This is a genomic window from Sphingobium trunci, assembly GCF_022664535.1.
In the GTDB taxonomy this organism is placed as follows: Bacteria; Pseudomonadota; Alphaproteobacteria; order Sphingomonadales; family Sphingomonadaceae; genus Sphingobium.
On the sequence record NZ_JAKUJY010000018.1, the window covers coordinates 49,613 to 73,174 of the forward strand.

Sequence of the window (23,562 nt, forward strand, 5' to 3'; positions counted from 1 at the left end):
TGCCAGAGGCGTTTTTCCGAAGTTTCCTGTCGCAGCTTCGAGCCCTTGGGCAGCCTGCGCCTAATCCTTCAGTCTCGCCCAAAGAGCATGGGCCATGGCTGCGTTCCCCCTGGCGTCGGGATGGGAATCATGCGGCAGCCGCCAGTCCGGGTCGAGCGGCACCACCAGATGCGGAATGCTGCTGCCGTCGAAGATCGCGACACGCAGGGCACGTTCCCGCGCGCCGTCGGGCTGGAACGCGGGGACCAGAATGAGCGGCCGGGCGCCCCGCGTCCTCACCATCGCCACTGCGGCCATCAGCAGGCGGCGGTCGATGGCCACGACATGAGCGATGGCAGCCCTGCTATGACAGGGAAACAATATCCGTCCCAAATGACCGAGCGCCCAGGAGGGTTCCGCCCTGTGCCACTGCCCCGCGCTGTCGATCCAGGGCCGGTTGCGGTCGAGATCGCGCACCATCAGGCTGGGCGAGAAGAGGATCACGACGGCCACAGGATGGCGGAAACGGGGTAGGTCCCGCTGGAGCTTCAGGAAGCTCTGGCTGACCGAATAGGCATTGACCGCCAGATTGGCGCTCTGGATGCCGCTTGAGGCCTGCACCCGTCCCGCCACCGAGTCCTTCCACTCGAGCCCCTTGCCGAACATGATCGATTCCCCGACGAACAGGATCGAGGGGGCTGTTCGGTCGAGCGAAGATGCGTTCGGCGCGATCCGATAGCCGTGGCTGTCGATCCGGTAGAGCGGGTGCCACGCAAATTCCGGATCGGCTGCCAGTCGCGACGGCACATAGGTCCAGCCGAGTCGGGGATCGACCCGGCGCAGCGGTTCGTCGCCCGGCGTCCATGGCTGGCCCTTTCGCCAGGAAATCTGTTGCAGGATCGCCTCGCTCGCGGGCACGGCCAGCAATATCGCGATGCCGATGACGATCGCACGCCACATCCTGTCCCCGCGGCCGGCCTTGACCCAGTGCGCGGCGATCAGCAGGGCGAGGGTAATCGCCATCAGCGTGGCCCGCTCGATCTGGACGATCGTCATGAGCCATTCGCTTGGCACGAGAATGTCCGGAAGCAGATGGCGGTCGGTCCAAGCGCGGGTCATGCAGGCCGCCAGCCCGCCCAGCAGCAGCGCGGCACCGCCGATGAACAGCGCGGCGCTAAGGCGCAAAGCCTGGGCCGGGCCAATGCCCCGGAGCGGCGGGACGGCGGCCGAATGGGTGGTTTGGACGGACATGCCAAGGCTTTGTGTCGCCCATGGTGCCCATGGTTCAACGGGCAGCGGGATTTATAGGGTGAAGGTGAGGGCGATCACCAGCGCGGTCTTCGCGCCATATTTTCCGTCATAGCCCGGCCGATCTGCCGCATGGCCGGTCCAGGCGGCCTCAAGATCGAAGCGCCCCAGACGGCGGCGCAGGCCTATCTGCCAGTCGGTCGCATCCGGCGCATGACCGCCGGAGGGATTCTTCAGATAGACGAGGCGCCCGCCATGGCCGATCAGCGCCCAGTAGCGGCCAAGGTCGAGATTGCCGTTCACCTCCATGTAGAGCGTCGGTTCATCCCCCTGGAAATAGGCGGGAGAAAGGAAAAGGCGGCCGGAAATATTCCGGCCGGCAATGCCGAGATAGGCTTCGGTATAGCTGCGTCCGCCGCTGATGCCGGAATAACGGCCATAACGGCTGTGGACGAGGCCCACATCGATCGTCGTTGCCGCGGAAAGCTGCTGCGCGAACCCGGCATAGGCCCGGAAGGACAGCGGCTTCAGACCGTCGTCGCGGGTCGCGACCACCGCCCCTGCAGCGCCGAGATACAGGCCCTCGCTGCTGTCCTGGACCAGATCCAGTTCGAAGGTCGGCCGATGGTCGCTGATCGCTTGACCGCGCAGCCGGGCCTGGCTGGAGAGAGTTAGGCTACCGCCCAGTTGCGCGGCGGCGGGGCTGACGAGAAGAGGGGTGGCCAGCAGAAGAGCGCCGCCCTGAATCGCGGCCCGCCGATGCCGGGAGCGCCGCACCGGTGCCGTCCCGGCTCGCAGCCTTGAACCGCACCCTGGCGAGCGCATCGATCATCCTTCCTGCCGTTATCGCGAATATGACCGACCCTGCCTATGCTCCGGTGCCGCATCGATCAAGAAGGCGATCGGACTGCGGCAGGCGGCGCTGCAAAAATTTTTCGCGGGGCCATGAACCGCTTGCTCCGGTTATCGCCACTCATGGCTGTCAAGGAAGGAGGCAGGCATGTCTCATGTGCAATGGCCCGCGATTCTGGCCGCGCTGATCCTCGCATCGACGGCCGGGGCACAGCCGGAAGCCGACAATTGGAGCGGTGCCCGGCTCGTCACCATCCGGTTGTCGAGCTTCCGGTTCGAACCGGCGGATATCGTGCTGGAACATGGCCGGCCCTACCGGTTCCATTTCGTGAACGATGCGTCGGGCGGGCATGATTTTGCCGGCAAGGAATTTTTCGCTCAAGCACGGATCAAGCCGGAGGATGCAGCCAAGGTCGAGGGGGGACGGGTGGAACTGAGCGGCGGGGAAAGTGTCGACGTCCGCCTGATCGCGCCGTTACCAGGCCAGTTCAAGATACGCTGCACCCATTTCATGCACAGCATGCTGGGGATGACGGGCCGGATCGTGGTGCAATGATCCGATGGCGTGCCCCGATCGACCGGATGGTCTGGGCCGATCCGCGCCGCCGGGCGCGCAAATTGATGCAATTCGCTGAGGTCGAGGCTCAGGGTGCGCGCGACCTGTTCCGCGCGGCCGAGGTCACGCCTGATCCTCACCTGCGACGCCGGTTGTTCGCCCATGCGCGGGACGAGGTGCGCCACGCCGCCCTGTTCCGGGCGCGCGGGTTGGCGCTGCGGCGGACGCTGGCCGATCCCGGTCCCGATCGCGCGCTGGGCGACGGCCTGATCCCCGGCGAGCGTGGTTTCGACCGGCTGGAGGTCGAGAAGGAGAGCATGGCCGCGCTGCTGGCCTTCATCCATCTGTCGGAACGGGCCGCCGCGCACGCCTTTGCCGCCTATGGCGCAGTGCTCGGCCACGATCCGGAAACGCGGGCCGTGATTGCCCGGATCGCCCGCGACGAGGAGGGACATATGCGTTATTCGCGGGCGGAACTCGCCCGGCTGGCGCCGGATCAGGGCCGCCGGGCGCTTTGGATCGCGCGGCTGCGCCGCTTGTGGCGGGCCTATCTGCGGTTGGCGCTGATCCTGGCGGATCTGATCTCCCGGTTGATCCTGACGCTCGTCTATTTCCTGCTTCTTGCCCCTTTCGCCTGGATGGCGAAGCGGTCGGCGCGGCGGCAGGCACCCGGCTGGCGCGCCTGCGTGGATCGGTCGCGCGACGGTGGAGGAGGGCAATATTGATGAAAATCCTGGGTATCTCCGCCTTCTATCATGACGCCGCCGCCGCATTGACGATCGATGGCCTGCCCGTCGCCGCCGTGCAGGAGGAGCGATTGTCCCGATCCAAGAATGATCCCGCCTTTCCGCTGCGCGCGATCACATGGTGTCTCGACCATGCGGCGCTGGAGCCGGAGGATCTGGACGCGGTGATCTTCTACGAACGGCCCGCGCTAAAATTCGACCGGGTGCTGATGACGTTGCTGCGCGGCTTTCCGCAAAGCTGGCGCATTTTTCCCCAGGCGATGAAGAATATGGTCGGGGAAAAGCTCTGGGTGCGCGGCATCATCAGCGCGCAACTGGGCGTTCCGGCAAAGCGCATCCACTTCACGGACCATCATCTCTCGCACGCCGCCGCCGCCTTCCTGACGGCGCCGACGCAGCAGGCGGCGATACTCACCGCCGACGGCGTGGGCGAGTGGGCGACGCTGACCGTCGGGCAGGCACGCAAGCGCAGCGGCGGCCCTGCGGAGATCAGCCTGCTGCGCGAAGTGCATTTTCCCCATTCGCTCGGCCTGTTCTATTCCGCCTTCACCGCATGGCTGGGGTTCCCGGTCAATGAGGGGGAATATAAGGTCATGGGCCTCGCCGCCTACGGCACGCCGCGTTTTGCCGGGGAGGTACGGCATATGCTGCACCGGACGCGCGATGGCGCCTTTGCCCTGGACCTTGGCTATTTCGATCATCACCGGGCGGCCGATGCCGCCTATTCCCATCGCTTCGTCGAACTGTTCGGTCCGCCCCGCGATCGGTTCGAGCCGATCGATCCCACCACTCCGCAGGGTCGTCACTATGCCGATGTCGCGGCCAGCGCCCAGTGCGTTCTGGAGGAGGTGATCGTCGATATCGCAACCGCGCTGCGCCGGGAAACGGGCCTGTCCGATCTGTGTCTGGGCGGCGGCGTGGCGCTGAACGGGGTCGCCAATGCCCGCATCCTGCGCGCATCGAGCTTTGAACGGCTGTTCGTTCCGCCCGCGCCGGGCGATGCGGGTTGTGCCCTTGGAGCGGCGCTCTGGGCCGATCGCATCCTGTTCGGTCAACCGCACCGCGATTGTCCCGATCATCCCTTCTGGGGACCGGCGGTCGTGCCGACCGATCTGGCGCGCCTTGCAGCGGAGGACGGGCTGTCCTGCGAACGGGTCGGCGAAGCGGAGCTGATGGATCGGCTGGTCGACGCCATCGGACGTGGCGCCATCGTCGGCTGGATGGAGGGCGCTGCGGAGTTCGGCCCGCGCGCGCTCGGTCACCGCAGTATCCTCGCCGATCCGGGCGATGCGGCCATGCGCGACCGGATCAACCGCGACATCAAGTTTCGCGAATCCTTTCGCCCCTTCGCCCCGGTCGTTCCCGCGGACCATGCGGAAACCTTTTTCGAACTGCCGCCCGGCGGCGCCCGGCTGGGCCGTTTCATGTCCGGCGTCTTTCCGGTCCGGCCCGAATGGCGCGACCGGCTGCGCGCCGTCACCCATGTCGACGGCACCGCGCGGGTGCAGATGTTGGAAGCGGCGATGGCACCCCGCCTGCACGCACTGCTGATGGCCTATGGGCGCCGGCACGGGCTGCCGGTGCTGCTGAACACATCCTTCAACCTGGCCGGTGACCCGATCGTGACCAGCGCGGCGGAAGGCTATTCGACCTTCCGACGCGCCGGGCTGGACCTTCTGGTCGCGGAGGACCTGATCGTTCGCCGCGATCCTGCGCGGCAGGACCATTCGCTGGAGGCTATGGCATGATCCGGCACAGGGGCCGCCTGCGGCGCCATCTCATCATCGTTGGCAGCGCATCCGGGACGATCGTCGATCTGGTACGGGGGCTGTGGCGTTCGACCGGCGGGCGGCGCTGGATGATCCCGCTCGTGGTCTTTCTCTGCTCGGTCGGGGTGATACTGACGCTGGCCGCGGGCGTGGAGGCGCTGGCGCCCTTCATCTATTCGATCTTCTGAAGATGGATGCGCTTGCCCTTTCCCTGCTGGCCTGTCCCGCTTGTGGCGGGCGGCTGGATGGGGCGCTTCGCTGCCGCGCCTGCGGGACCGCCTATCGTCGAACCGACGGCATAACCGATCTGCGCCTGCCGGGCGATGCGCGGACCGAACGCGTCAGGGAATTTTACGCCGCGGCGCCCTTTCCCGGCTATCCGGCCAGGGACAGCATCGAGTGGCTGCGCACCCGGGCCGAACGCAGCCCGTTCGCCCGGTTGCTGGACGCGGCCATCCCCTATGACGCGCGGATATTGGAAATGGGCTGCGGGACAGGCCAGATGAGCCTCTATCTTGCGCGGGGCGAGCGGATCGTGATCGCCGCCGATCTTTGCCGCCCGTCGCTGGCGCTGGGCCGGGCGGCCGCAACGCGGCTCGGCATAGGGCAGGTCGAATTTGTCGAGACCGATGTGCATCATCCGGGCCTGCGCGAGGGCGCATTCGATATCGTCTATTGCTCGGGCATGCTGCATCATACGCCCAATCCCTATGCCGCCTTCGTCCGCGTGGCCCGGCTGGTGCGCCCCGGCGGACTGATCGTCATCGGTCTTTACAATCGCTATGCACGGCTGCCGCACCGGCTGAGGCGGGTGGCCGCCTTCCTGACGGGCGGGCGCTGGGTTCGGGCCGATCGGGTGCTGGCCAGCCGCCGGGCGCAGCCGGAGCGATATCGGGCATGGCTAAACGATCAATATCACCATCCCGAGGAACATAGCCATACATTGGCGCAGCTCCGCCGCTGGTTCGCGGCCAATGACATCGCCTATATCCGGGCCGTTCCCGGCGCCCTGCTGGACCAGACGGACGGTGCGGGGCTGACCGACGCGGAAGAGGATGGTTGGTGGCTCGAAGACATATTGGCGCAGATCGGCTGGATCGGCCGGATCGGCTGGGAGGGAGGACTGTTCGCGACTGTCGGTCGCGCTAAGCGGTCTGCGTGCATGACGGGAGAAGACGATAGGATCGCATCTCCCGAACATGCGTAACGCGTCCATGCGCGGCGATGCCGAAGCGATTGTCGATCAATCTTCCTTCTTCTCCTGCAGCCAAAGCAGCGAGAGGGGCAGCAGCAACAGCATGAACAGGGTCGCTGAAACAATCCCGCCCACAATGACGCAAGCGAAGGGCCGTTGCGTTTCAGAACCGATTCCCGTCGACAGCGCGGCGGGCAGCAGCCCAAGTCCGGCCATCAGCGCGGTCATCAGGATCGGGCGCAGGCGGTCGATCGCCCCCTCGATCACGGCGATGCCGAAGGCGTCGCCATTTTCGTAGCGATGGGTGATGTGTTCCAGCATCACCACTCCGTTCTGCACGGATATGCCCGCGACGGCGATGAAGCCGACAGCGGCGGAAACCGACATGTGAAGGCCCGCCAAGCCCAGCGCGGCGACGCCCCCGATCGCGGTGAAAGGCACCATCGCCAGGATCAGCAAGGCCGAACGTACCGACCGGAAAGCGCCGAACAGCAGGATGAAGATGCCGAACAGCGCGATCGGCACGATCACCTCCAGCCGCTTCATGGCGCGCTGCTGGTTTTCGAACTGGCCACCCCAGCTCATCTGGTAGCCGGCCGGCAATTTCACTTTCTCGGCCACGGCTTTCTGCGCGTCGGCGACGAAGCTGCCCTGGTCGCGGCCATCGACATTGGCCTTGATCGCGACATTGCGGCTGCCATTTTCACGGCTGATGCGCGATGCGCCGACCTGAACGCCGATATGGGCGATTTCCCCCAGGGATATCGCGCCGCCGCCGGGCAGCGGGATTTGCAGCTGCGACAGATCGTCTACCGCGTTGCGCTGGTCCGCCGCGAAGCGGACGACGATGTCGAAATTGCGGTCGCCCTCATAGGCGGTGCCGACCGTGGCGCCGCCAAAGGCCGTCGCGATCGCCTTGTTGGCGTCGTCGGCGTTGAGGCCGTAGCGCGCCATGGCGTCGCGATCGAGCACCGCGCGCACTTCGGTCTGCCCACCGATCTTGACGGCATCGACGTCGGACGCGCCCGGCACGGCGGCGACCACCCGGGCAGTCTGCTCGCCCAGCTGCTCCAATATATTGAGGTCGTTGCCGGTGATCTTGATCGATATCTCGCCCTTCACGCCGGAAAGGCTCTCCTCTACGCTGTCTTCGATCACCTGGCTGAAATTGGTCGGGACGCCGGGGATGGCGGCGATCTTCTTGCGCATGTCGTCCTCCAGTGCCGCCTTGGTCGGGAACTGGGAACGCCATTCGCCGCGCGGCTTGAGGTCGATCAGCATCTGCATGCTGGACGGCCCCTTGGGATCGGTGCCATCATCGGGACGGCCGGTTTCGGAACCCACATGCGCGACTTCGGGATAGGCCAGCATGATGCCGCGCACCCGTGCCTCCACCTTGCGCGTGGTCTCCATCGATGCCGATGGCGTCAGCTGGATGGTGAGCCAGATATTGCCTTCGTCCAGCTTGGGCAGGAATTCCGAACCCAGGCGCGGGATGAGCGCCACCGTGAAGAGCAGCGTCAAGGCGGCTGCCGCAAAGAAGATGGTGGTGCGCGGTCGCGCCCTGTTGATGATGTTTCGGTATCCGTCGCGCAACCGGTCCATCCAGACGATATGCTTTTCCGCCATGTCATAGCGTTCGACCAGGAAGCTGAGGACGGCGGGCAGGAATGACAGGGTGAGCACCAGCGCCGCGCCCAGCGCGAAGGACAGCGTCAGGGCGACGGGAGAGAACATCTTTCCTTCCACGCGCTGGAAGGTGAAGATCGGGACGAAGGCCATGATGATGATGGCCTTGGAAAACAGGATCGGCCGCGCCAGCCCGGTGAGGGTGATGCGCAGCACCTGCTTGCGCCGGAACGTGTCGGGCTGGACTCCGTCATGCTTGGCGGCCTCCAGCGCCAGTGCGACCATCAGCGCCTCGACCAGGACCACCGCGGAGTCGATGATGATGCCGAAATCGACCGCCCCCATGGAGATGAGGTTGGCGGGCACGCTGACCGAATTGAGACCCGCAAAGGCCGCCAGGAGCGCCAGCGGAATGATGGCCGCCACCACCATGGCCGCGCGCCAGTTGCGCAGGAAGATCAGCAGCAGCACGGTCACCAGCGTCGCACCCACCAGCAGATTCTCGGCGACCGTTTCGACCGTCTTGTCGAGCAGCTTGGTCCGCTGGTAGGTCGAACGGATCTGGATCGGCTGGCGGCCGGTGCGCTGGGCGTCCAGGCGGAACTGCGCGTTCAGCTTTTCCACCGCTTCATGCACGCCCTCGACCACCACGGCGGCATTCTGCCGCTTGACCATCGTCACGATGCCTTCGCTGACATCGCCCTGATGGTCGTAGGCGACCATGCCACTGCGTTCGGGCGTGCCGATCCTGACATCGCCGATGTCGCGCACGCGCACGGTGTTGCCGTTCTGCGCCTTGACCACGGTGTTGCCGACATCGTCGATGCCCTGGTAGAGACCCACGCCGCGCACGACGACAAGTTCGTCCCCGCGCGGGATGACGCCGCCACCCACGTTGGAATTGGCGCTGCCCACCGCCGATTGGATGTCGGCGATCGTCACGCCGTAACGCTTCAGCAGGTCGGGGCGGATGAGGATCTGATATTGCTTGATGCTGCCACCGAAGCTGGTGACGTCGGCAACGCCGGGAACCATGCGCAGCGTCGGACGCACCACGAAATCCTGGATGGCCCGCGCTTCGTAGAGCGGCATGTCTGCGGGCTTGTCGAGCACATAGCGATAGACTTCGCCCACCGCCGTCGACAGCGGTGCAAGGCTGGGCACGACCCCATCGGGCAGTTCGGCGTCGCGCAGCTTTTCCAGCACCTGCGACCGCGCGAAATAATCGTCCGTGCCGTCGTTGAAGATCAGCGTGACGACCGAAAGGCCGGTGATCGAGACCGACCGGATATCGTTGACCCCCGGCGTGCCTGCCAGTGCGCGCTCGATGGGCAGGGATATGGAGCGCTCGATCTCCTCGGGCGCCTGTCCCGGCCGCTGGCTGATGACCACCACCTGCACGTCCTGGACGTCCGGGAAAGCCTCGATCGGCAACGTCGTCAAGGCGCGAATGCCCACGATGACCAGCGCGACCGCCATCAGGATGACGAAGATCCGCTTCTCCACGACGAAGCGGGCCATGTTTTCCAGCATCGGATCAGTCCCCGGAAAGCTGGGCGTTGAGCAGCAGGGCGCCTTCGCCGACGATGCGGTCGCCGTTCTTGAGGCCCGACGTCACGAACGACCAGCTGTCGCCCCGTTCGCCCACCTCCACCGGGACACGACGGAAACGGCCGAGTGCTTCGACGCGGAAGACATAGTTTTGCATGCCCGATTCAAAGAGCGCGGCATTGGGCACCTTGATCGCGCGGCGGCCGTCGTCAGTGACGAGGCGCGCGCGCGCATACATTTCCGGTTTCAGCGCGAGGTCGGGATTGTCGGCTTGCGCGCGGACCTGGACGCGGCGCGTGGCCGGATCGACGGCAAGGCCGATCTGGGTGATCGTGCCGTTGAAGCGGCGGCCGGGATAAGCCGGCACGTCGAATTCGATCCGCTCACCGACCCGCACGCGCCCCACGGAATCCTCCGGGACATCGACATTGATCCACAGATGCCGGGGATCGGAGACGGTGTAGAGCGGGCTCTGGCCTGCCGCGATCTGCTGGCCGGGATTGATCTGGCGGTCAATGACATAGCCGCTGACCGAACTGGTCAGCGCCAGCGCGTCGCCGCTGCCTCCGCCAAGATTGCGCAGCCGCAGTCGGGCGCGCTCCATCTCCGCCGAAGCGGATGCCGCGTCCGCTTCGGCCGCTTCGAAATCACGCCGCGAGATGGCATCGCCGGCAAAGAGCATGCGGGAGCGTTCCATCTCCCGCGACTTCTGGCTGCGTTGCGCCTGCGCGGTCAGCAGGTCCGCACGAGCCTGTCCCAGGTCGGGTGCATCGAGATAGGCGAGTGCCTGTCCCGCCCTGACCGGTTGCCCGATATCGGCCAGAACCTGCGTGACCCTGCCGGCCACTGGCGATCCGACCCGGCTGGTCCGCGATTCGTCCAGGGCGATGCGCGCATTGAGATCGGCCGAAACGGGCAACGGCCCGCTGCTTGCCGTCAGCAACTGAAGCGAATCGAGTTCGGGAGAACCAGGGGCGTAGCTGATGACGTCCGGGGACTTTTTCGGCGCCTGTGCGGGGGGCGCGTCCGACTGGCCGCATGCGGAGAGCAGGATGAGCATGGCCAGCGGCGTGGCGCCGAGGCGGGGAGAGAATCTCCGAACCATATTAACGATCATCTCCGGTAGTTTCAGCGGCGTGCAGCCGCGCAATGGCGTTGGCTTCGTCCGACCGGGCATCAATGGCACCCAATTCCACCGCCCGCAGCGAACGGCGCGCGTCAAGCAGTTCGATCAGCGACGTGGCGCCGTGCTTATAGGCAAATTCCGCCACCTCGGCGGCCTTGCGCGCCGCGGGCAGCTGGGTTTCGTCAAATTCGCGGCGGCGCTCGCTCGCCTCCTGCAGCGATTGGCGGGCGATCATGATATCGGCCGTGGCGACGGATATGGCCTTGCGTTCTTCCGCTTCAGCCTGGACCAGCGCAGCGCTAGCCGCATCGACTTCGCCATTATAGCGGTTGCGTACGGGCAGCGGGACCGAAAGGCCCAGGCCCACGCTGTTGCCGACGCCGACATCGCCCTGCGCATGTTCGAATTGCATGCCGACCGTCACGTCGGGATGGCGCAGGGCGTGGGCGCCATCGAGGTTGCGTCGCGCGGCTTCAGTGCGGGCCTGCGCGGCGAGCACGTCCGGGCGGTGCATCGCCAGCAGATCGGCGGGCTGATCGGCCTGCAAGGCGGGAACCGGCCAGTCGCCTGTCGTCGCCAGCATGTCGGATTGCGTTTCCCGTCCGATCAAGGTGCCGAGCGCCAGTTGCGCCGCATGCCATTGGGTAACGCTTTGCACGGCGTCGGTCCGGGCGCGCGCCGCTTCGACGCTCTGCCGGGCCAGATCGCCGTTGGAAAGCGCGCCGGCGCTTTGCTGCTTTTGAGCAAGGCCGAGGCTGTCGGCATAGCTTTGGGAGATGGTCTGAAGGATTGCGACCCGCCTTTCTGCTGCCTTGAGCTCGAAATAGGCATCAAAGACCGCCTCGCGCATGTCGCGTCGCGCACTGCTCAGGTCATCCCGTGCCGCGTCGATCAAAGCATTCGCCGCCTTTGTTCGCGCCGTCCGTTTGCCGCCGCGTTCGAGAGGCAGGTCGATCCGGGCTGTCGTATCGGCAAGCTGGCCATAGGGGGTCGAACCGATTTGCGATGGCCGGATCTGCACCGCATTCACGCTGAAAACCGGGTTGGGCGCCGTATCCGCGGCGCGCAAATTCGCTTGTGCCGTCTTGAGCGCCAATCGGGCCCGTATAAGGTCTATGTTGGCGTCCTCGGCCAGCGACAGCGCCTCATCCAGGCCGATGGGTGCGCTTGCCGTCGCCGCTCCCGGAGGTGGGCCTGCCTGAGCGGATAGCGGATACAACAGCATTGCACAGAGGCAAGCCGCCATGCTCGCCCTCCGGCCGGGAGGCGTGATAGTCCAAGAGAGCATAAGAGACTTGCGGTTCCCAAGAAACGAACACCGCCTCTCTAGCTGTCCCTTTCGCGGCCGCAACATGTCTCACCAACCTAAATGAAATTTAATTTTCGCTGAAATTATATATTTCAATGACTTGTCCGTGACATCCCCGGTATTGCGTTGCCGCACGGTCCGTTCATCTGCTGTTCAACGCACCGCTTGTCATCATGTCCCTCCCGTATGCAACAGCGCCAGGGAGAAGCCCCACAGCGGCCAATATAGGACGTATTCTTCCCAAGATTGCAAGATGTTGCGACTCGTCGTTCCCAAGCCGCCGGCCAGTTCGGACATGGCCGTCCAGGAGCTGCACGGATCGTGCGCGGGGTCGAAGCGCCTCTCTCTCTGCAATGGTTGGGTTTGAGTCGGAATCAGGGAAACGAAGATGAGAGCGATGGAAAGTTCGATGGGTTCCGGGCCGGCTTCCTGGCCCATCTACGGCATATCGGTGATGATGAGGAAGCCCGGGAGCATGGCGCTGTCCTTGCTCGCATCGTGCATTGCCATGTCACCCCCGGCGTGGGCGTTGGCCCCGTCGGTGGTTTCGACGCCGTGGGGCTTGGTGGATGAGCCTTCCTTGCCCCCGTCCATATGCGCGACATTGACGGCGCGGCTGGCTGCCGCCAATGGCTCCATCGACGCCGAGGATGCCGACCCGCATCGCTCGCGCCCGGATCAGCAGCGCATCCAGTCTGCCATCAACGCATGCCCGCACGGTTCTGCCGTCCGTCTGGTGGCGATAGCGGGACGGGACGGTTTCCTGTCCGGACCGCTTTTGCTGAAGTCAGGCGTCACATTATGGATTGACCGAGGGGTCACCCTGTTTGCATCGCGTAGCCCAGCCGATTACGACAATGGCAGTGGTCATTGCGGCACCGCAACACAGCAACGTGAACGGGATTGCACGCCCTTCATCACGGCGCGCAAAACATCGGGCAGCGGCATCGTGGGAGATGGCGCGATCGACGGCCGTGGCGGTAGCCTTCTGACCTCTGGCCCCAATGCCGGACGCCGGTCCTGGTGGGACGTAGCTTTCCAAAACAAGACCGAACGGCTCTATCAGCAAAACCCGCTGCTGATCGATGTCGTTGGAGGCGATCATTTCACGCTCTATCGCGTGAAGATGATGAATGCGCCGAATTTCCACTTCTTGTCAGACGGCACCTCGACCATCACCGCGTGGAACATCAAGATTCTCAGTCCCAGCCGGGTCTATACCCGCCCTGGCTACAGATGTCCTGCAGACACGACGCCTGACAAGGCTACCCCGGCCACCTGCTTCACACCCGATACGGTGAAGAATACGGACGGTTTCGATCCGGGGCAGTCCGATCATGTGCTGCTGACGCAATCCTATATCAGCGTGGGTGACGACAATGTCGCGGTGAAGTCCCACGGCAGGATCTCATCGCGCAACCTCGCCTTTGTAGACAACCACTTCTACTATGGCCATGGCATGTCGATTGGTAGCGAAACGGATTCCGGCGTCAGCACGATGATCGTGCGCGGTCTGGCGGTTGATGGTTCAGACGCCGTAACCAGCACGGGTATCCGCATAAAGTCCGACTCCTCCCGAGGCGGTCTCGTTTCCGGGGTCAGCTATGATCGAATCTGCCTGCGCAACATTCGCTATCCCATGGTGTTCACCGCCTATTACAGCAAGGATGCGCAGGGCCAAAAGCCTCCGCGTTTCCAGAACATTTCGGTACATGATTTTCACGATCTGGGCAGCGCGCGCTATGGTGGCGGCGAAGTGACCCTGACCGGTCGGACCGGGGTTTCCGGCGCGCTGGAACTCAACCTCGACAATGTCGTCATCGAAGGTAGGGTCACTATTTCCGGACCGCCGCACAATGCGCCCAACGCCTCTGGTATGGGCGCAGCCAGCCGCGTCATCCTGGGGCCAGGGCCGGTTTCATTCGCCGATGCCCTGTCCCGCGCGCCGGGTATGGCGATCCAATACAGGCATGATGGCGGGCCGATGGGAGCCGTTGCGCTTGATTGCTCACATGCCTTTGTGGACATGGCCGCCGTCGTGCCCGAAGCGCCCTTTTGAGATTTGAGGGTAGTGCAGGGATTATCGGCTTACCCCCAATGCCGGGGGGCGTTTTTTCCGGGCTTTATGGAGGTCTGCTAATTAGAGGCGGCCGATGAAAGTGTCTGACAGTGGAGTGAAGATGCGGCGGCGGAACCGCCAGTGGCCATCCTGCTTCACGCACAGATCTTCATAGCGCCCTCGGACCGTCGTCGTACCTGCCTCACCGCCATAGGTTTCGCAGGTATAGCTGCGCACAGCTGCGTGCTGGCCATCGACGGTGATAGCCCCGGGCCAGGCTTGGAACACAACACCGGGGAATTGCTTCATGGCTTCAGTCCAAAGCGCCAGAATGGCCTCCCGTCCGCGCGCGGTGAGGGTCTGACCTGCACCGTCGGGGATCGACCACTCACCGTCCTGCGTCCATGTGAGGGACCAAGCCCCGGCGTCGTTTCGGGTCACCGCGTCGGCATAGGCGTCGATCAGTTCGCGGATCGCCAGACGGTCTTCGCCAGGTCCAGAGAAGGACATGAGTATTTCCCCCAAGCTTTTGTTTGCCGCATCATGATGACCAGGAAGCGGAACCGGAACTCTCTGTTCTCACAGGGGGGCATTGTGCGATATGCCCCCCATCCAGCACCAGCTCGCCGCGGGTTACGTAAATATTCTCTTGCAAGGTCAAGTATCTTCAGTTCTTCCTCAGCGAACTGGCGTGCCTTTGCATTGCCGGGACGCGGTACCGATGCAATGCTGGTGACAGCGCGATCTTGCCTGCGGGGCGATCAGAACTGCACCCGCTTCGTATAGCCGCCATCGATCACGACATTGGTGCCGGTGGTATAGGATGATGCCGGGCTGGCCAGAAAGGCGATCGTCCTGGCCACTTCCTCCGGCCCGCCCCAGCGGCCCAGCGCAAACTGTGCCTCGGTGCTGGCGTGCAGTTCGGGCATCATCGCCTTGATGGCTTCCCAGTTGCCGTCGGGAAAGCTGATCGGGCCGGGCGAAACGGCGTTCACGCGGATGCCTTTGGGCCCCCAGGCCTGGCCGAGCTGCTTCGCGTAAGTCAGCAGTGCGCCTTTCAGGGCGTTGAAAGCCTGTGGCACCAGGAAGGTCTCCATCGCGGCGGTGCTGGACATCATGACGATCGAACCCGCGCCGGACCTTTCCAACCAAGGTTCCAGCGTCTCGCAGCCGATCACCGTTCCCTTGATGTCGGATTTGAAGCAGATGTCCCAGTCGGTCGTAGCCCCGGCGCCCGAGGCGCTGGCGCCCGGCACGAAGATGTCGCATCCGCCCAGACGCTCGGCCGCCGATTGCAGCCAACCAGGATAGGCTCCGAGATCGCTGAGGTCGAAGGTTTCGCCGATCACCTTGCCGCCGTGACGCGAAAGCGATTCCACTGCCTGTGCCACCTGTTCGCCATTGCGCGAGAAGAACGCGACGTCGCAACCTTCTTCCGCGAAGATTTCCAGCGCGGCGCGACCGATCCCCCGGCTGCCGCCGGTCAAGATCACTTTCTTGCCTTTCAGTCCCAGGTCCATGGCGCTCTCCTCTCTCGACGCCCGCTCTTCTGAGCGCAGGCATCGGTGCCGCGCCACTACCGATTTGGTGAGGAATGCAGCGGGCGACGGCATCCGCGCCAACTCGCTCTCCCTGGGATTGACGACGAACCGATGACGGCCGGGGCGGCCGTGAATCCGGTCTGATGGACACCTTCGCCCGCGCCTGTCCTCTGGGGCGCCTGGGCACCTTCCATGATATCGCCGAAACCATTGTCCGCACGGGGCAGGCACTGATCGATCGATGATGGGGCTCGCCTGCCAATTTTGAGAATTGAGCGAGCAGGCACATAGGCAGACGTTCTGAAGGTGCAAAGGGCTCCGGCAACAAGGGTTGGAAAATGGAGCGGTGGGAGGGCAGGCTGATGAAGGCGGGTATTCGTCACAAATTTGTGTATTCGGTTTCGGCCATGGCCTTGGCCGCCTGGGGGACGGCTGCTTATGGGCAGGACGCCGGGACATCCGGAAACGAACGGATCAACGATGCCCTGCACGAGATCGTGGTCACTGCGCAGAAGCGCAGCGAGAACGTCCAGTCGGTGCCGATCGCGGTGACCGCGCTGGACGCGCAGGCGCTGTCGCAGGCGACGGTCAAGGACTTGCGGGATCTGTCCGGCCGGGTACCGGGACTGGTGGTTGACAGCGTGACCAGCGCGCCGAGCACCGCCAGCATTGCCTTGCGCGGCATCAGCTTCGACGATGTGGAGAAGAGTTTCGATCCCGCCGTCGGTGTCGCGATTGACGGGGTGTTCATCGGCACCAATACCGGGCAGCTTCTCGACAGCTTCGACATGGAGCGGATGGAAGTGCTGCGCGGGCCGCAGGGCACGTTGTTCGGCCGCAACACCATTGGCGGCGTGATCAGCGTGACGCGCACCCGGCCGACCGAAACGGCTGGGGTAAAGGCGCAGTTTTCCTATTCCAGCTACAATAGCAAAAGCGCTCGCCTGGTGTTGAACAGCGGAACGATCAACGATCTGATCGCGCTCAAGGCTTTCGGGAGTTGGGACAAGACCGACGGCTTCGTGAACAACCTCGTCCAGAACCGCAAGGATGGCCGCTACGAAACGCTGCATGGCGGCCTTACAGCGTTGATCACGCCGGGCAGCGACCTGACAGCCACCCTGACTTACGAGCATATTCGCGAACGGGGCGAGTCTGTCAGCATTCCGCTATCCAATGGCACGGACCTGTTCTGCGCCTATGCCGGCTATCCGGGCTTCTCCCCGACGGCTGAATGCGACCGCTTCACCGCCACTAGTGATCGCGGCGCTTATGCCACATATGAGACAGCGCCACGCGGCATAGCCAACGACACCGATATGGTCACCGGCAACATCGAATGGGATATCGCCGGCGGCGTGAAGCTGTTTTCGGTCACCGGCTACCAGCGTAACCACGAAGACGCCTATGCCGATTTTGACGGTAGCGAGGTCGATTTCTTCAACACCCGGCGAGAGCAGCGCTATCACCAGTTCAGTCAGGAACTGCGCGTCGTCGCGGACCTGACCGATCGCATCAACCTGCTGGCCGGCGTCTATTATTTCAACAGCGGCTACAAGCTGTACCAGTCTACCTTCCTGGGCGCCGGGCTGGGTGGCCCGGCCGTGATTGGCCAATATACCGACCATCACGCCGAATCCTACGCCGGATTCCTGGACGCACAGTTCAAGCTCACCGACCGGTTCAAGGTCACGCTGGGCGGCCGGCAAACGCGGGACAAGAAGCGGCTGTTCACCAACTACGGCCTTGTCAGCGCGCTGGTACAGATCACCGACCCGACTTACACCGGTACCCAGTGCGAGAATGTTGTCGGAACCTTCGATGCGGGGGGCGGGCTGATCCTGCCGGTCTATGCGCCGGGCAACGACTGTTCGGGCAGGGCGGACTTCAGCAAGTTCACCTGGCGTGCCAACGCCGAATATAGCTTCGCGCCGGGCAAGATGGTCTATGCCGCCTATTCCAAGGGCTTCCGCTCCGGCGGTCTCAACGCCCGCGCGACTGGACCGACCTCGATCGGTCCCTATGCGCCCGAAGTGGTGGATGCCTATGAGGTGGGCCTGAAGGCGGACTGGCTGCGCCACACATTGCGTGCCAATATCGCGCTCTATTACAGCAAATATCACAACAAGCAGGAAGAGGTGGTCCAGCCTTCGCCTCCCGGCGCAGCCAACCCGCAGGAAACGGTGGTGAAGAACGCCGCCTCCGCGACGATCAAGGGCATCGAGATCGAGACGGTGATGCAGCTTGGTTCCTACCTCAGCGCCAACACCTCGTTCGCCTATACCGATGCGAAGTACGACAAGTTCTTCAACGACGTGGTGGGCGCTACGCCGGGATCGCCGCCCGACAATGTTCCCGATGATGTTTCGACCATGGATTTGCGGCGTGCTCCCCGATATCAGTGGTCGTTCGGGCTGAATTATACCCATCCTCTTGGCAACGGCCACTTCGACGCCTCGGCCCTGCTGCGCTATTCCAGCAAATATGCCACCTGCATCGTGCCTGGTTATCCGATCACGCCAGGCCAGATCAGGAATGACAGCCGGTGCTTCACCAAGGACCGCGAGAACCTTTCCGCGCAGATCGGCTATACCTTCGATCTGGGTGGCGACAAGGAATTGAACATCGCTGTGTTCGGCCGCAATCTCACCGACACGCGCGACGTCATGGGCGTGTTGCCGGTGGCGGGTCTGTTCACCTTTGGAACGCCCTACACGCCGCGCGTGATCGGCGCGCAGATCGGTTTCAAATATTGAAAGCGGGAAACGGCCGCCTTCCTCTCCGGCGGCCGTGTTCCGGTGGCGGAGGCTATTGGGCGATCTTTCGCCTGATAGCCTCCCTCAGCAGATCCTTGCGCACCTTGCCGGAGGCGGTGCGCGGAAAGTCCTCGATAAATTCGAAACGTTCCGGGCACTTCTGGCGCGCCAGGCCCGAAGCGAGAACGTGGCTGGTCAGCAGCCTCGCGGCGTCTTCCTGCGCGTTCTTCAGGATGACGTAGGCGCATACGCCTTCGCCCAGCCGGACATGCGGCATCGCCACCACTGCGGCTTCGGCGACAGCAGGATGGGCGTGCAGCACGTCCTCTATTTCCTTGGCCGAGATGTTCTCGCCGCCGCGAATGATCAGGTCCTTCTTGCGCCCGGTGATGGTGAGCGCGCCATTGGCGTCGATCCGTCCGATGTCTCCGCTGCGGAAATAGCCGTCGGGCGTGATCGCCATCGCCGTCTGCTGGGGATCGCCATAGCCCATGAACATGCCCGGTCCCCGTACCAGCACCTCACCATCCTGCCCCGCCGCTACGGATTGCCCCGAGTCGTCGACGATCGCCAGTTCGTAGTCGATTGCATGACCGTCGCTCGCCGCCGCAAGATCCGGGTAAGTTGCCGGTGAGAAGCCCTGCGTCGTCTGCGGCACCTCGGAACTGCCGTAGACGCGGTATGCGCAAGGATGGGCCAGCGCCGCGTTGGCCGCATGGATCAACTCCGCCGGCACCGCCGCACCGCCGCAAGCGAAGCTGCGCAGGCTTGGCAAGGTGCGCTCCGCCTTGCGTGCGGCGGCGCATAGTTCGGTGAGGAACGGCGTGGCGGCGACAGTGGAGGTGACCGCATGGCGCTCGATCAGTTCGACCGCCGCCTCGGCGTCCCAATATTCCATCAGCACCGCGCGCGCGTCGAACTGGAACGGCTTTTCCAGCGCGCCCGCATAGCCGGTTATGTGGGTGACGGGAGACGGCATCAGCACCACATCGCGGCCGGGCAGGGCGAGGTGGCGGACCGTCACTTCGAGCACGCGCGCCAGCGTGTTGTGCGAATGGAGTACGGCCTTGGGCCGTCCGGTGGTGCCAGAGGTATAGAGCAGCAGCTTGACCGCGTCGGGCCGGCTGCCGGGCAGATCCCGGCGCAGCTTCCGGCCGTGTGCGATCAGGTCTTCCAATCGTCGTTCCCCGTCCCCCCGGACGAACAGGATATGCCGCAGGTCGGGCAGGGCAGGGGCGATGCGGGCGACCATCGCGGCATAGTCGATGGAGCGGAACCTCTCCGCCACGAAGAATATGCGGGCGCCGCAGTCCGCGAGCATCTGTTGCACTTCGGCGTCGCGGTAGATGTGGACGATGGGATTGATCACGAAACCGCCGAGCGAAGCGGCCAGATTGATCACGGCCGCCTCTGTCCAGTTGGGCGTCTGGAAGCTGATCACTTCGCCCGGCTGCACGCCCAGATCGAGCAGTGCGCGGGCCAGCGCTTCCCCATCGGTGACCAGGCCGGCGTAGGTGGGGCAAGCGGGATCGCCCAGATAGACCGGCTCGTCGGGTATCGCGTCGGCCCGCTGGCGTGCCCAATCCGCCAGCGTGCGGTCCTGCCAGAACCCCGCGCCGGCGTAGCGGCGCAGGTGGGCAGGCAGTTCGGTCGGCATGTGGATGGTCACGTGGCTTCCCTCTCACATATGGCTGGGTTACGGCTTGCTGTGTTGTGGCGGCCCCGCGTGGACAACCGGCAAAAGTACCAGTTCGCCGTCAGTCGGCCGATGGCTGACTCAGCAGTTCGGTGGCCCTGCGCAGCAGGTCCAGGGCCTCGCGCTGGCGGGCTGCGCCGCCGTCGTCGCGCGCTGGCGCGCTGTCACTGGTTACGCTCGAGGCCGCGATCCCGCTGCCATCGAGATCGGGCATGCCCCGGCGCAGCCAGAAGGCCGCAAGGCATTCCTTGAGCATGTCGGTCAACTCTACCTGCCAGCGGGCTGCGTCGCCGGGGAAATGGTGCGCGGCCAGGCCGTTGATGAAGATGGTCACGAAATAGCGGCCCAGTCGCAATTCGTGGCTGCCGATAGCGGCGAGGGTGGGGAATGCGGCACTGGTTTCCAGATCGAGCGCCTGTTCGTCGGCGATGTGCAGCTGCGATAATATGGTGCGCAGGCGTTCGTCGGTACGGGCCGCCGATTCCAGCTCCACCATGGCTCGGTGCAACGGCTCGCGCGCCTGCTGCCAAAGCAGGTCCACGCCCATGTCCAGTTGCAGGCGCGGCGGTGCGTCCGGATCGATCCGGCCGAAGTAGCTACGCCGCCAGCACTCGTGGAGATATTCGATCGCAGCATATTTCAGATCTTCCAGGACCGGAAAATAATATTGGATCTTGCCGCGCGTCATGCCTGTTTCGCGCGCCACCAGTGACATGTTGGTGCCGGCCCAGCCTTGTGCCGCGATACAGCGCACCACCGCGTCTAGGATCGCCGTGCGCGTTGCGTCGCCGCTCTCGCCGGGCGGATCGCGCCCCTCCGGCACCCGCGTTCCTATTTCCTGCCGATCCATGCCGCATCCCATCCTGCTTCCCAAATTTGCGAGTGTACGCACGGTCGGCTTGATCGCAAGAGTTGGGCATGCATTAATGCTGCTTGCAAATAAAGCGATGGTGAAGACTATGCTGGACGCTGGCAATGCCACGCTGGAACGGCTTTGCGCCGAACGGGACTGTATCCGGCTGCTTCATGCCTATGGCCGCGCGATTGACTGGCAGGACCGCGAAGGGCTTGCCGGTCTGTTCTGGCCCGATGCGACAATCGACTTGGGTTTCTTCGCCGGAGGCGGGGTTGAGGTGGTCGAGTTCCTGCTGGCCAACGCCGTTCGTTCTCAGCGCCGTTTCCATATGACCTCGAATATCCTCCTGCGCGTCGAAGGCGCCAGCGCTTTGGCGGATAGCTGCTGCGTGACGCATGCCGTCGGCCCGGACAAGGCACGGGGACAAGGCTGGCAGTTGTTCCTGGGCCGATATCTCGACCGCCTTGAACGGCGCGGCGGCGAATGGCGTTTTGCCGAGCGCCGGTTCCTACTCAATGGCTATCACGAGGGCGCACAGGATGAGCCTTCGCCGCTGGCAGAGGTGCCCCGCGCAGCCGGTCTTACCCCCGATCATCCACAGTTCCGCTTCCGCTGATTTGTTTTCAGGAGACATTCCGATGGCCCGCATTGCGACCCTTCCCCTTTCCGAATGGCGGCCCGACTTGCGCGAAATGGTGGGCGGAGACAGCGCCACTCTGGTCGAGCAGGGTCCGATCCGCGTGCTGGCGCACAATCCGGATCTTGCCGCAGGCGTGCTGACTTTCGGGGGACTCCTCTACAGGTCCACCAGTCTGTCGCGCAGGCTGGTCGAACTGGTGCGCTTGCGCGTTGCGTTCCATAACCAATGCCGCAGCTGCATGGCGATCCGCTACCAGTCCGCGCTGGACGACGGCCTCAGCGAAGGGGCGGTCTGCTCGCTTGAACGGCCCAGGGAGGCGGACGATCTCTCGCCCGCGGAGAAGGCGGCGCTGGCCTATGCGGACATTTCCTCCACCAATCATTTTGCCATCGACGAGGCCACGTTCGCAGCGTTGCGCCCGCACTTCTCGGAGCGCGAGATTGTCGAGCTGGGGGCCTTCATTGCCTTCTTCATCGGCTTTGGCCGGCTGTCGGCCGCCTGGCACTTGATCGACGACCTGCCCGAAGCCTATCAGCGCGAGGACGGCATGGCGATCGCACCGTGGCGCGAGGAGGCGCTGCAGGTTCGGGGCTAGGGGCGAGCCGCCAGGCTCGCGCTCGTGCCAGGGCAAAACTGGAGCAGATCGCATCCCCCAGCGCTTCGGCAGCGCGCGCGAGCCCGATGGCTCCCTTGCGGGAATTCAATCCCGACACGAAATCGCTTTGACGCGCAAGGGAGGACGGGGGAACCCGCTTATCCCGGTACTGCCGTTACCTCGTCATAGCCGATGTGCAGCTCCTTCAGCGCGCGCAGCACGAAGCCGGGATGGTGTTCGAAGCTGTTGCGCCCTTCGGCCAGGTGCAGGTTCGCCAGCCGCGTGATGATCGCCTCGATCGCGATTTGCATTTCCAGCCGGGACAGGCCCGAGCCGGGGCAGTGATGCTCCGCCTGGCTGAAGGCCATGTGGCGCATGGCGTTGGGCCGGTCGAAGCGGATGCAGTCGGGTTCATGGAACACGTCCGGATCGCGATTGGCGGCGGCGAAGCGCATGTGGATGGTTGCACCCCTGGGGATTGGCACGCCGCCAATTTCGGTGTCGCGCGTGGCGGTGCGGTAGAGGCCCTGGGTCGGCGATTCGAGCCGCAGGACTTCCTCGACGAAGCCCTTGATGCGGGACGGATCGGCGCGCAGGGCGTCGTGGACCGACGGATCACGCAGCATCAGCCAAAGCGCGGAGGCGAGGGCGAAGGCGGTGGTCTCGTTGCCGCCGATATAGAGATGGTCGATCATGGAGATGATTTCCCCGTCGTCGAGCGGGCGGTCGTCCAGTTCGGCATGGGCAAGTTCGGCAATGATGTCCTCTCGCGGGTCGGCACGGCGGGCATCGATGTGCCGTTTCAGATAGTGCTGGAATTCCACGCCCTGCTCGGCGACCCAGATTTCCTGTTCGCGGCTGAGGCCGCGTGCGAAAGGCAGCGCCCAGGCGAAGGACCAGCGCTTGAGATCCGCATGATCCTCGTGCGGGAGGCCGAGCAGGTCGGTAATCACCGCAGCCGGGAGCGGCTCTGCGAAGGCGGCGATGAATTCCACCTCGCCGCTGGCGGGCAAGGCATCGATCAACCGGTGGACGTGCCGCTCGATCAGCGGACGGCTCGCCTCCAGCCGGGCGCCGGTGAAGAAGTGATTGACCAGGGCCCGGAACCTCTTGTGTTCGGGCGGATCGACCGAGAGCGGGAAGGCTTTGGGCCAGCCGCGCTCCCGATAGATGCTATTGGCTTCCGGACAGAGCAGTAGAGGCTCGCCGCCATGCCTGTCAGCCTGGTTGGAAAAATGCTCGCTGTTGCGCACGACCCTGGCGATGTCGTCATAGCGGGTGAGTATGTAGAGGCTGGTCCCCGGCACGTGATAGACCGGCGCTCGTTCCCGCAACTGCCGATAGGTTTCGAACCATGTCTTGTTCGCCTCTGGGCCGAACAGATCGGGTTCCATATGTGGCAAGGTCCCCTCCATCGCGTGATAGTGATTGCAAGCAGCACTGCTGCATGTTAATGAAG

20 protein-coding genes are annotated in these 23,562 nt (G+C 64.3%); 9 read left to right on the forward strand and 11 right to left on the reverse strand.

What is annotated here, in order from left to right; all coding sequences use genetic code 11:
- Positions 1–60: 60 nt before the first annotated feature.
- Positions 61–1,230, reverse strand: a complete 1,170-nt coding sequence (locus MJ601_RS15450; protein ID WP_242127982.1) for an SGNH/GDSL hydrolase family protein — start codon at positions 1,228–1,230, stop codon at positions 61–63.
- A gap of 51 nt (positions 1,231–1,281) precedes the next feature.
- Complete coding sequence (locus tag MJ601_RS15455; RefSeq protein ID WP_242127984.1) at positions 1,282–2,004, reverse strand: TorF family putative porin; 723 nt, start codon at positions 2,002–2,004, stop codon at positions 1,282–1,284.
- Between the two features lie 223 nt (positions 2,005–2,227).
- Between MJ601_RS15455 and MJ601_RS15460 the strand changes: the two genes are divergently transcribed.
- The 5 genes from MJ601_RS15460 to MJ601_RS15480 are packed head-to-tail and all read left to right on the forward strand — an operon-like array spanning position 2,228 to position 6,357.
- The gene (locus tag MJ601_RS15460; RefSeq protein WP_242127986.1) at positions 2,228–2,635 is read left to right on the forward strand and encodes a plastocyanin/azurin family copper-binding protein; all 408 of its coding nucleotides are present in this window, start codon (positions 2,228–2,230) and stop codon (positions 2,633–2,635) included.
- On the forward strand, positions 2,632–3,360 hold the full coding sequence (locus MJ601_RS15465; protein ID WP_242127988.1) for a ferritin-like domain-containing protein: 729 nt from the start codon (positions 2,632–2,634) through the stop codon (positions 3,358–3,360). The genes MJ601_RS15460 and MJ601_RS15465 overlap by 4 nt, the downstream gene beginning before the upstream one ends.
- Entirely contained in the window at positions 3,360–5,129 is a 1,770-nt protein-coding gene (locus MJ601_RS15470; protein ID WP_242127990.1) for a carbamoyltransferase family protein, read from the forward strand. Before MJ601_RS15465 ends, MJ601_RS15470 begins: the two co-directional genes overlap by 1 nt.
- Positions 5,126–5,338 (forward strand): DUF5989 family protein, encoded by a 213-nt coding sequence (locus tag MJ601_RS15475; RefSeq protein ID WP_242127992.1) that lies wholly within the window; start codon positions 5,126–5,128, stop codon positions 5,336–5,338. The genes MJ601_RS15470 and MJ601_RS15475 overlap by 4 nt, the downstream gene beginning before the upstream one ends.
- 2 nt (positions 5,339–5,340) lie before the next feature.
- Entirely contained in the window at positions 5,341–6,357 is a 1,017-nt protein-coding gene (locus MJ601_RS15480; RefSeq protein WP_242127994.1) for a methyltransferase domain-containing protein, read from the forward strand.
- 36 nt (positions 6,358–6,393) lie between these two features.
- On the opposite strand, the gene MJ601_RS15485 is transcribed toward MJ601_RS15480, so the two are convergent.
- The 4 genes from MJ601_RS15485 to MJ601_RS15500 all read right to left on the reverse strand — a co-directional run bounded on the left by MJ601_RS15485 (position 6,394) and on the right by MJ601_RS15500 (position 12,590).
- A complete protein-coding gene (locus MJ601_RS15485; RefSeq protein ID WP_242127996.1) occupies positions 6,394–9,507 on the reverse strand; it encodes an efflux RND transporter permease subunit in 3,114 nt (1,037 codons plus the stop codon).
- Between the two features lie 4 nt (positions 9,508–9,511).
- Positions 9,512–10,630: an efflux RND transporter periplasmic adaptor subunit gene (locus tag MJ601_RS15490; protein WP_242127998.1), complete on the reverse strand. Its 1,119-nt coding sequence runs from the start codon at positions 10,628–10,630 to the stop codon at positions 9,512–9,514.
- Position 10,631: 1 nt separating this feature from the next.
- Positions 10,632–11,897 carry a TolC family protein gene (locus MJ601_RS15495; protein WP_242128000.1) on the reverse strand — a complete coding sequence of 422 codons (1,266 nt, stop codon included), beginning with the start codon at positions 11,895–11,897 and terminating at the stop codon, positions 10,632–10,634.
- Between the two features lie 501 nt (positions 11,898–12,398).
- Positions 12,399–12,590 carry a hypothetical protein gene (locus tag MJ601_RS15500; RefSeq protein ID WP_242128002.1) on the reverse strand — a complete coding sequence of 64 codons (192 nt, stop codon included), beginning with the start codon at positions 12,588–12,590 and terminating at the stop codon, positions 12,399–12,401.
- On the opposite strand from MJ601_RS15500, the gene MJ601_RS15505 reads away from it, so the two are divergent.
- Complete coding sequence (locus tag MJ601_RS15505) at positions 12,565–14,019, forward strand: glycoside hydrolase family 28 protein (RefSeq protein WP_242128004.1); 1,455 nt, start codon at positions 12,565–12,567, stop codon at positions 14,017–14,019. The genes MJ601_RS15500 and MJ601_RS15505 overlap by 26 nt on opposite strands.
- 81 nt (positions 14,020–14,100) lie before the next feature.
- Here the strand turns inward: MJ601_RS15505 and MJ601_RS15510 are convergent, their stop codons facing one another.
- Positions 14,101–14,529: a nuclear transport factor 2 family protein gene (locus tag MJ601_RS15510; protein ID WP_242128006.1), complete on the reverse strand. Its 429-nt coding sequence runs from the start codon at positions 14,527–14,529 to the stop codon at positions 14,101–14,103.
- 251 nt (positions 14,530–14,780) lie between these two features.
- Positions 14,781–15,539 (reverse strand): SDR family NAD(P)-dependent oxidoreductase, encoded by a 759-nt coding sequence (locus tag MJ601_RS15515; RefSeq protein WP_242128008.1) that lies wholly within the window; start codon positions 15,537–15,539, stop codon positions 14,781–14,783.
- A gap of 383 nt (positions 15,540–15,922) precedes the next feature.
- On the opposite strand from MJ601_RS15515, the gene MJ601_RS15520 reads away from it, so the two are divergent.
- Entirely contained in the window at positions 15,923–18,316 is a 2,394-nt protein-coding gene (locus tag MJ601_RS15520) for a TonB-dependent receptor (protein WP_242128010.1), read from the forward strand.
- Positions 18,317–18,368: 52 nt separating this feature from the next.
- Here MJ601_RS15520 and MJ601_RS15525 read toward each other — a convergent pair whose 3' ends face one another.
- Together MJ601_RS15525 and MJ601_RS15530 are read right to left on the reverse strand one after the other, a co-directional pair.
- A complete protein-coding gene (locus MJ601_RS15525) occupies positions 18,369–19,985 on the reverse strand; it encodes an AMP-binding protein (RefSeq protein ID WP_242128012.1) in 1,617 nt (538 codons plus the stop codon).
- 88 nt (positions 19,986–20,073) lie between these two features.
- On the reverse strand, positions 20,074–20,862 hold the full coding sequence (locus MJ601_RS15530) for a TetR/AcrR family transcriptional regulator (RefSeq protein ID WP_242128014.1): 789 nt from the start codon (positions 20,860–20,862) through the stop codon (positions 20,074–20,076).
- Between MJ601_RS15530 and MJ601_RS15535 the strand changes: the two genes are divergently transcribed.
- The gene (locus tag MJ601_RS15535; RefSeq protein WP_242128016.1) at positions 20,861–21,484 is read left to right on the forward strand and encodes a nuclear transport factor 2 family protein; all 624 of its coding nucleotides are present in this window, start codon (positions 20,861–20,863) and stop codon (positions 21,482–21,484) included. The two genes, MJ601_RS15530 and MJ601_RS15535, sit on opposite strands and share 2 nt — an antisense overlap.
- A gap of 22 nt (positions 21,485–21,506) precedes the next feature.
- A complete protein-coding gene (locus MJ601_RS15540; protein ID WP_242128018.1) occupies positions 21,507–22,103 on the forward strand; it encodes a carboxymuconolactone decarboxylase family protein in 597 nt (198 codons plus the stop codon).
- A 158-nt stretch (positions 22,104–22,261) separates the two neighbouring features.
- On the opposite strand, the gene MJ601_RS15545 is transcribed toward MJ601_RS15540, so the two are convergent.
- Positions 22,262–23,497 carry a cytochrome P450 gene (locus tag MJ601_RS15545; protein WP_242128020.1) on the reverse strand — a complete coding sequence of 412 codons (1,236 nt, stop codon included), beginning with the start codon at positions 23,495–23,497 and terminating at the stop codon, positions 22,262–22,264.
- Positions 23,498–23,562 lie beyond the last annotated feature (65 nt).

Bases quoted from the DNA above. Each gene is read 5' to 3' on its own strand.
- MJ601_RS15450 (WP_242127982.1), bottom strand. From the start codon at position 1,230: ATGTCCGTCCAAACCACCCATTCGGCCGCCGTCCCGCCGCTCCGGGGC.
- MJ601_RS15460 (WP_242127986.1), top strand. From the start codon at position 2,228: ATGTCTCATGTGCAATGGCCCGCGATTCTGGCCGCGCTGATCCTCGCA.
- MJ601_RS15465 (WP_242127988.1), top strand. From the start codon at position 2,632: ATGATCCGATGGCGTGCCCCGATCGACCGGATGGTCTGGGCCGATCCG.
- MJ601_RS15470 (WP_242127990.1), top strand. From the start codon at position 3,360: ATGAAAATCCTGGGTATCTCCGCCTTCTATCATGACGCCGCCGCCGCA.
- MJ601_RS15475 (WP_242127992.1), top strand. From the start codon at position 5,126: ATGATCCGGCACAGGGGCCGCCTGCGGCGCCATCTCATCATCGTTGGC.
- MJ601_RS15480 (WP_242127994.1), top strand. From the start codon at position 5,341: ATGGATGCGCTTGCCCTTTCCCTGCTGGCCTGTCCCGCTTGTGGCGGG.
- MJ601_RS15485 (WP_242127996.1), bottom strand. From the start codon at position 9,507: ATGCTGGAAAACATGGCCCGCTTCGTCGTGGAGAAGCGGATCTTCGTC.
- MJ601_RS15490 (WP_242127998.1), bottom strand. From the start codon at position 10,630: ATGGTTCGGAGATTCTCTCCCCGCCTCGGCGCCACGCCGCTGGCCATG.
- MJ601_RS15495 (WP_242128000.1), bottom strand. From the start codon at position 11,897: ATGGCGGCTTGCCTCTGTGCAATGCTGTTGTATCCGCTATCCGCTCAG.
- MJ601_RS15510 (WP_242128006.1), bottom strand. From the start codon at position 14,529: ATGTCCTTCTCTGGACCTGGCGAAGACCGTCTGGCGATCCGCGAACTG.
- MJ601_RS15515 (WP_242128008.1), bottom strand. From the start codon at position 15,539: ATGGACCTGGGACTGAAAGGCAAGAAAGTGATCTTGACCGGCGGCAGC.
- MJ601_RS15520 (WP_242128010.1), top strand. From the start codon at position 15,923: ATGAAGGCGGGTATTCGTCACAAATTTGTGTATTCGGTTTCGGCCATG.
- MJ601_RS15535 (WP_242128016.1), top strand. From the start codon at position 20,861: ATGCCGCATCCCATCCTGCTTCCCAAATTTGCGAGTGTACGCACGGTC.
- MJ601_RS15530 (WP_242128014.1), bottom strand. From the start codon at position 20,862: ATGGATCGGCAGGAAATAGGAACGCGGGTGCCGGAGGGGCGCGATCCG.
- MJ601_RS15540 (WP_242128018.1), top strand. From the start codon at position 21,507: ATGGCCCGCATTGCGACCCTTCCCCTTTCCGAATGGCGGCCCGACTTG.
- MJ601_RS15545 (WP_242128020.1), bottom strand. From the start codon at position 23,497: ATGGAACCCGATCTGTTCGGCCCAGAGGCGAACAAGACATGGTTCGAA.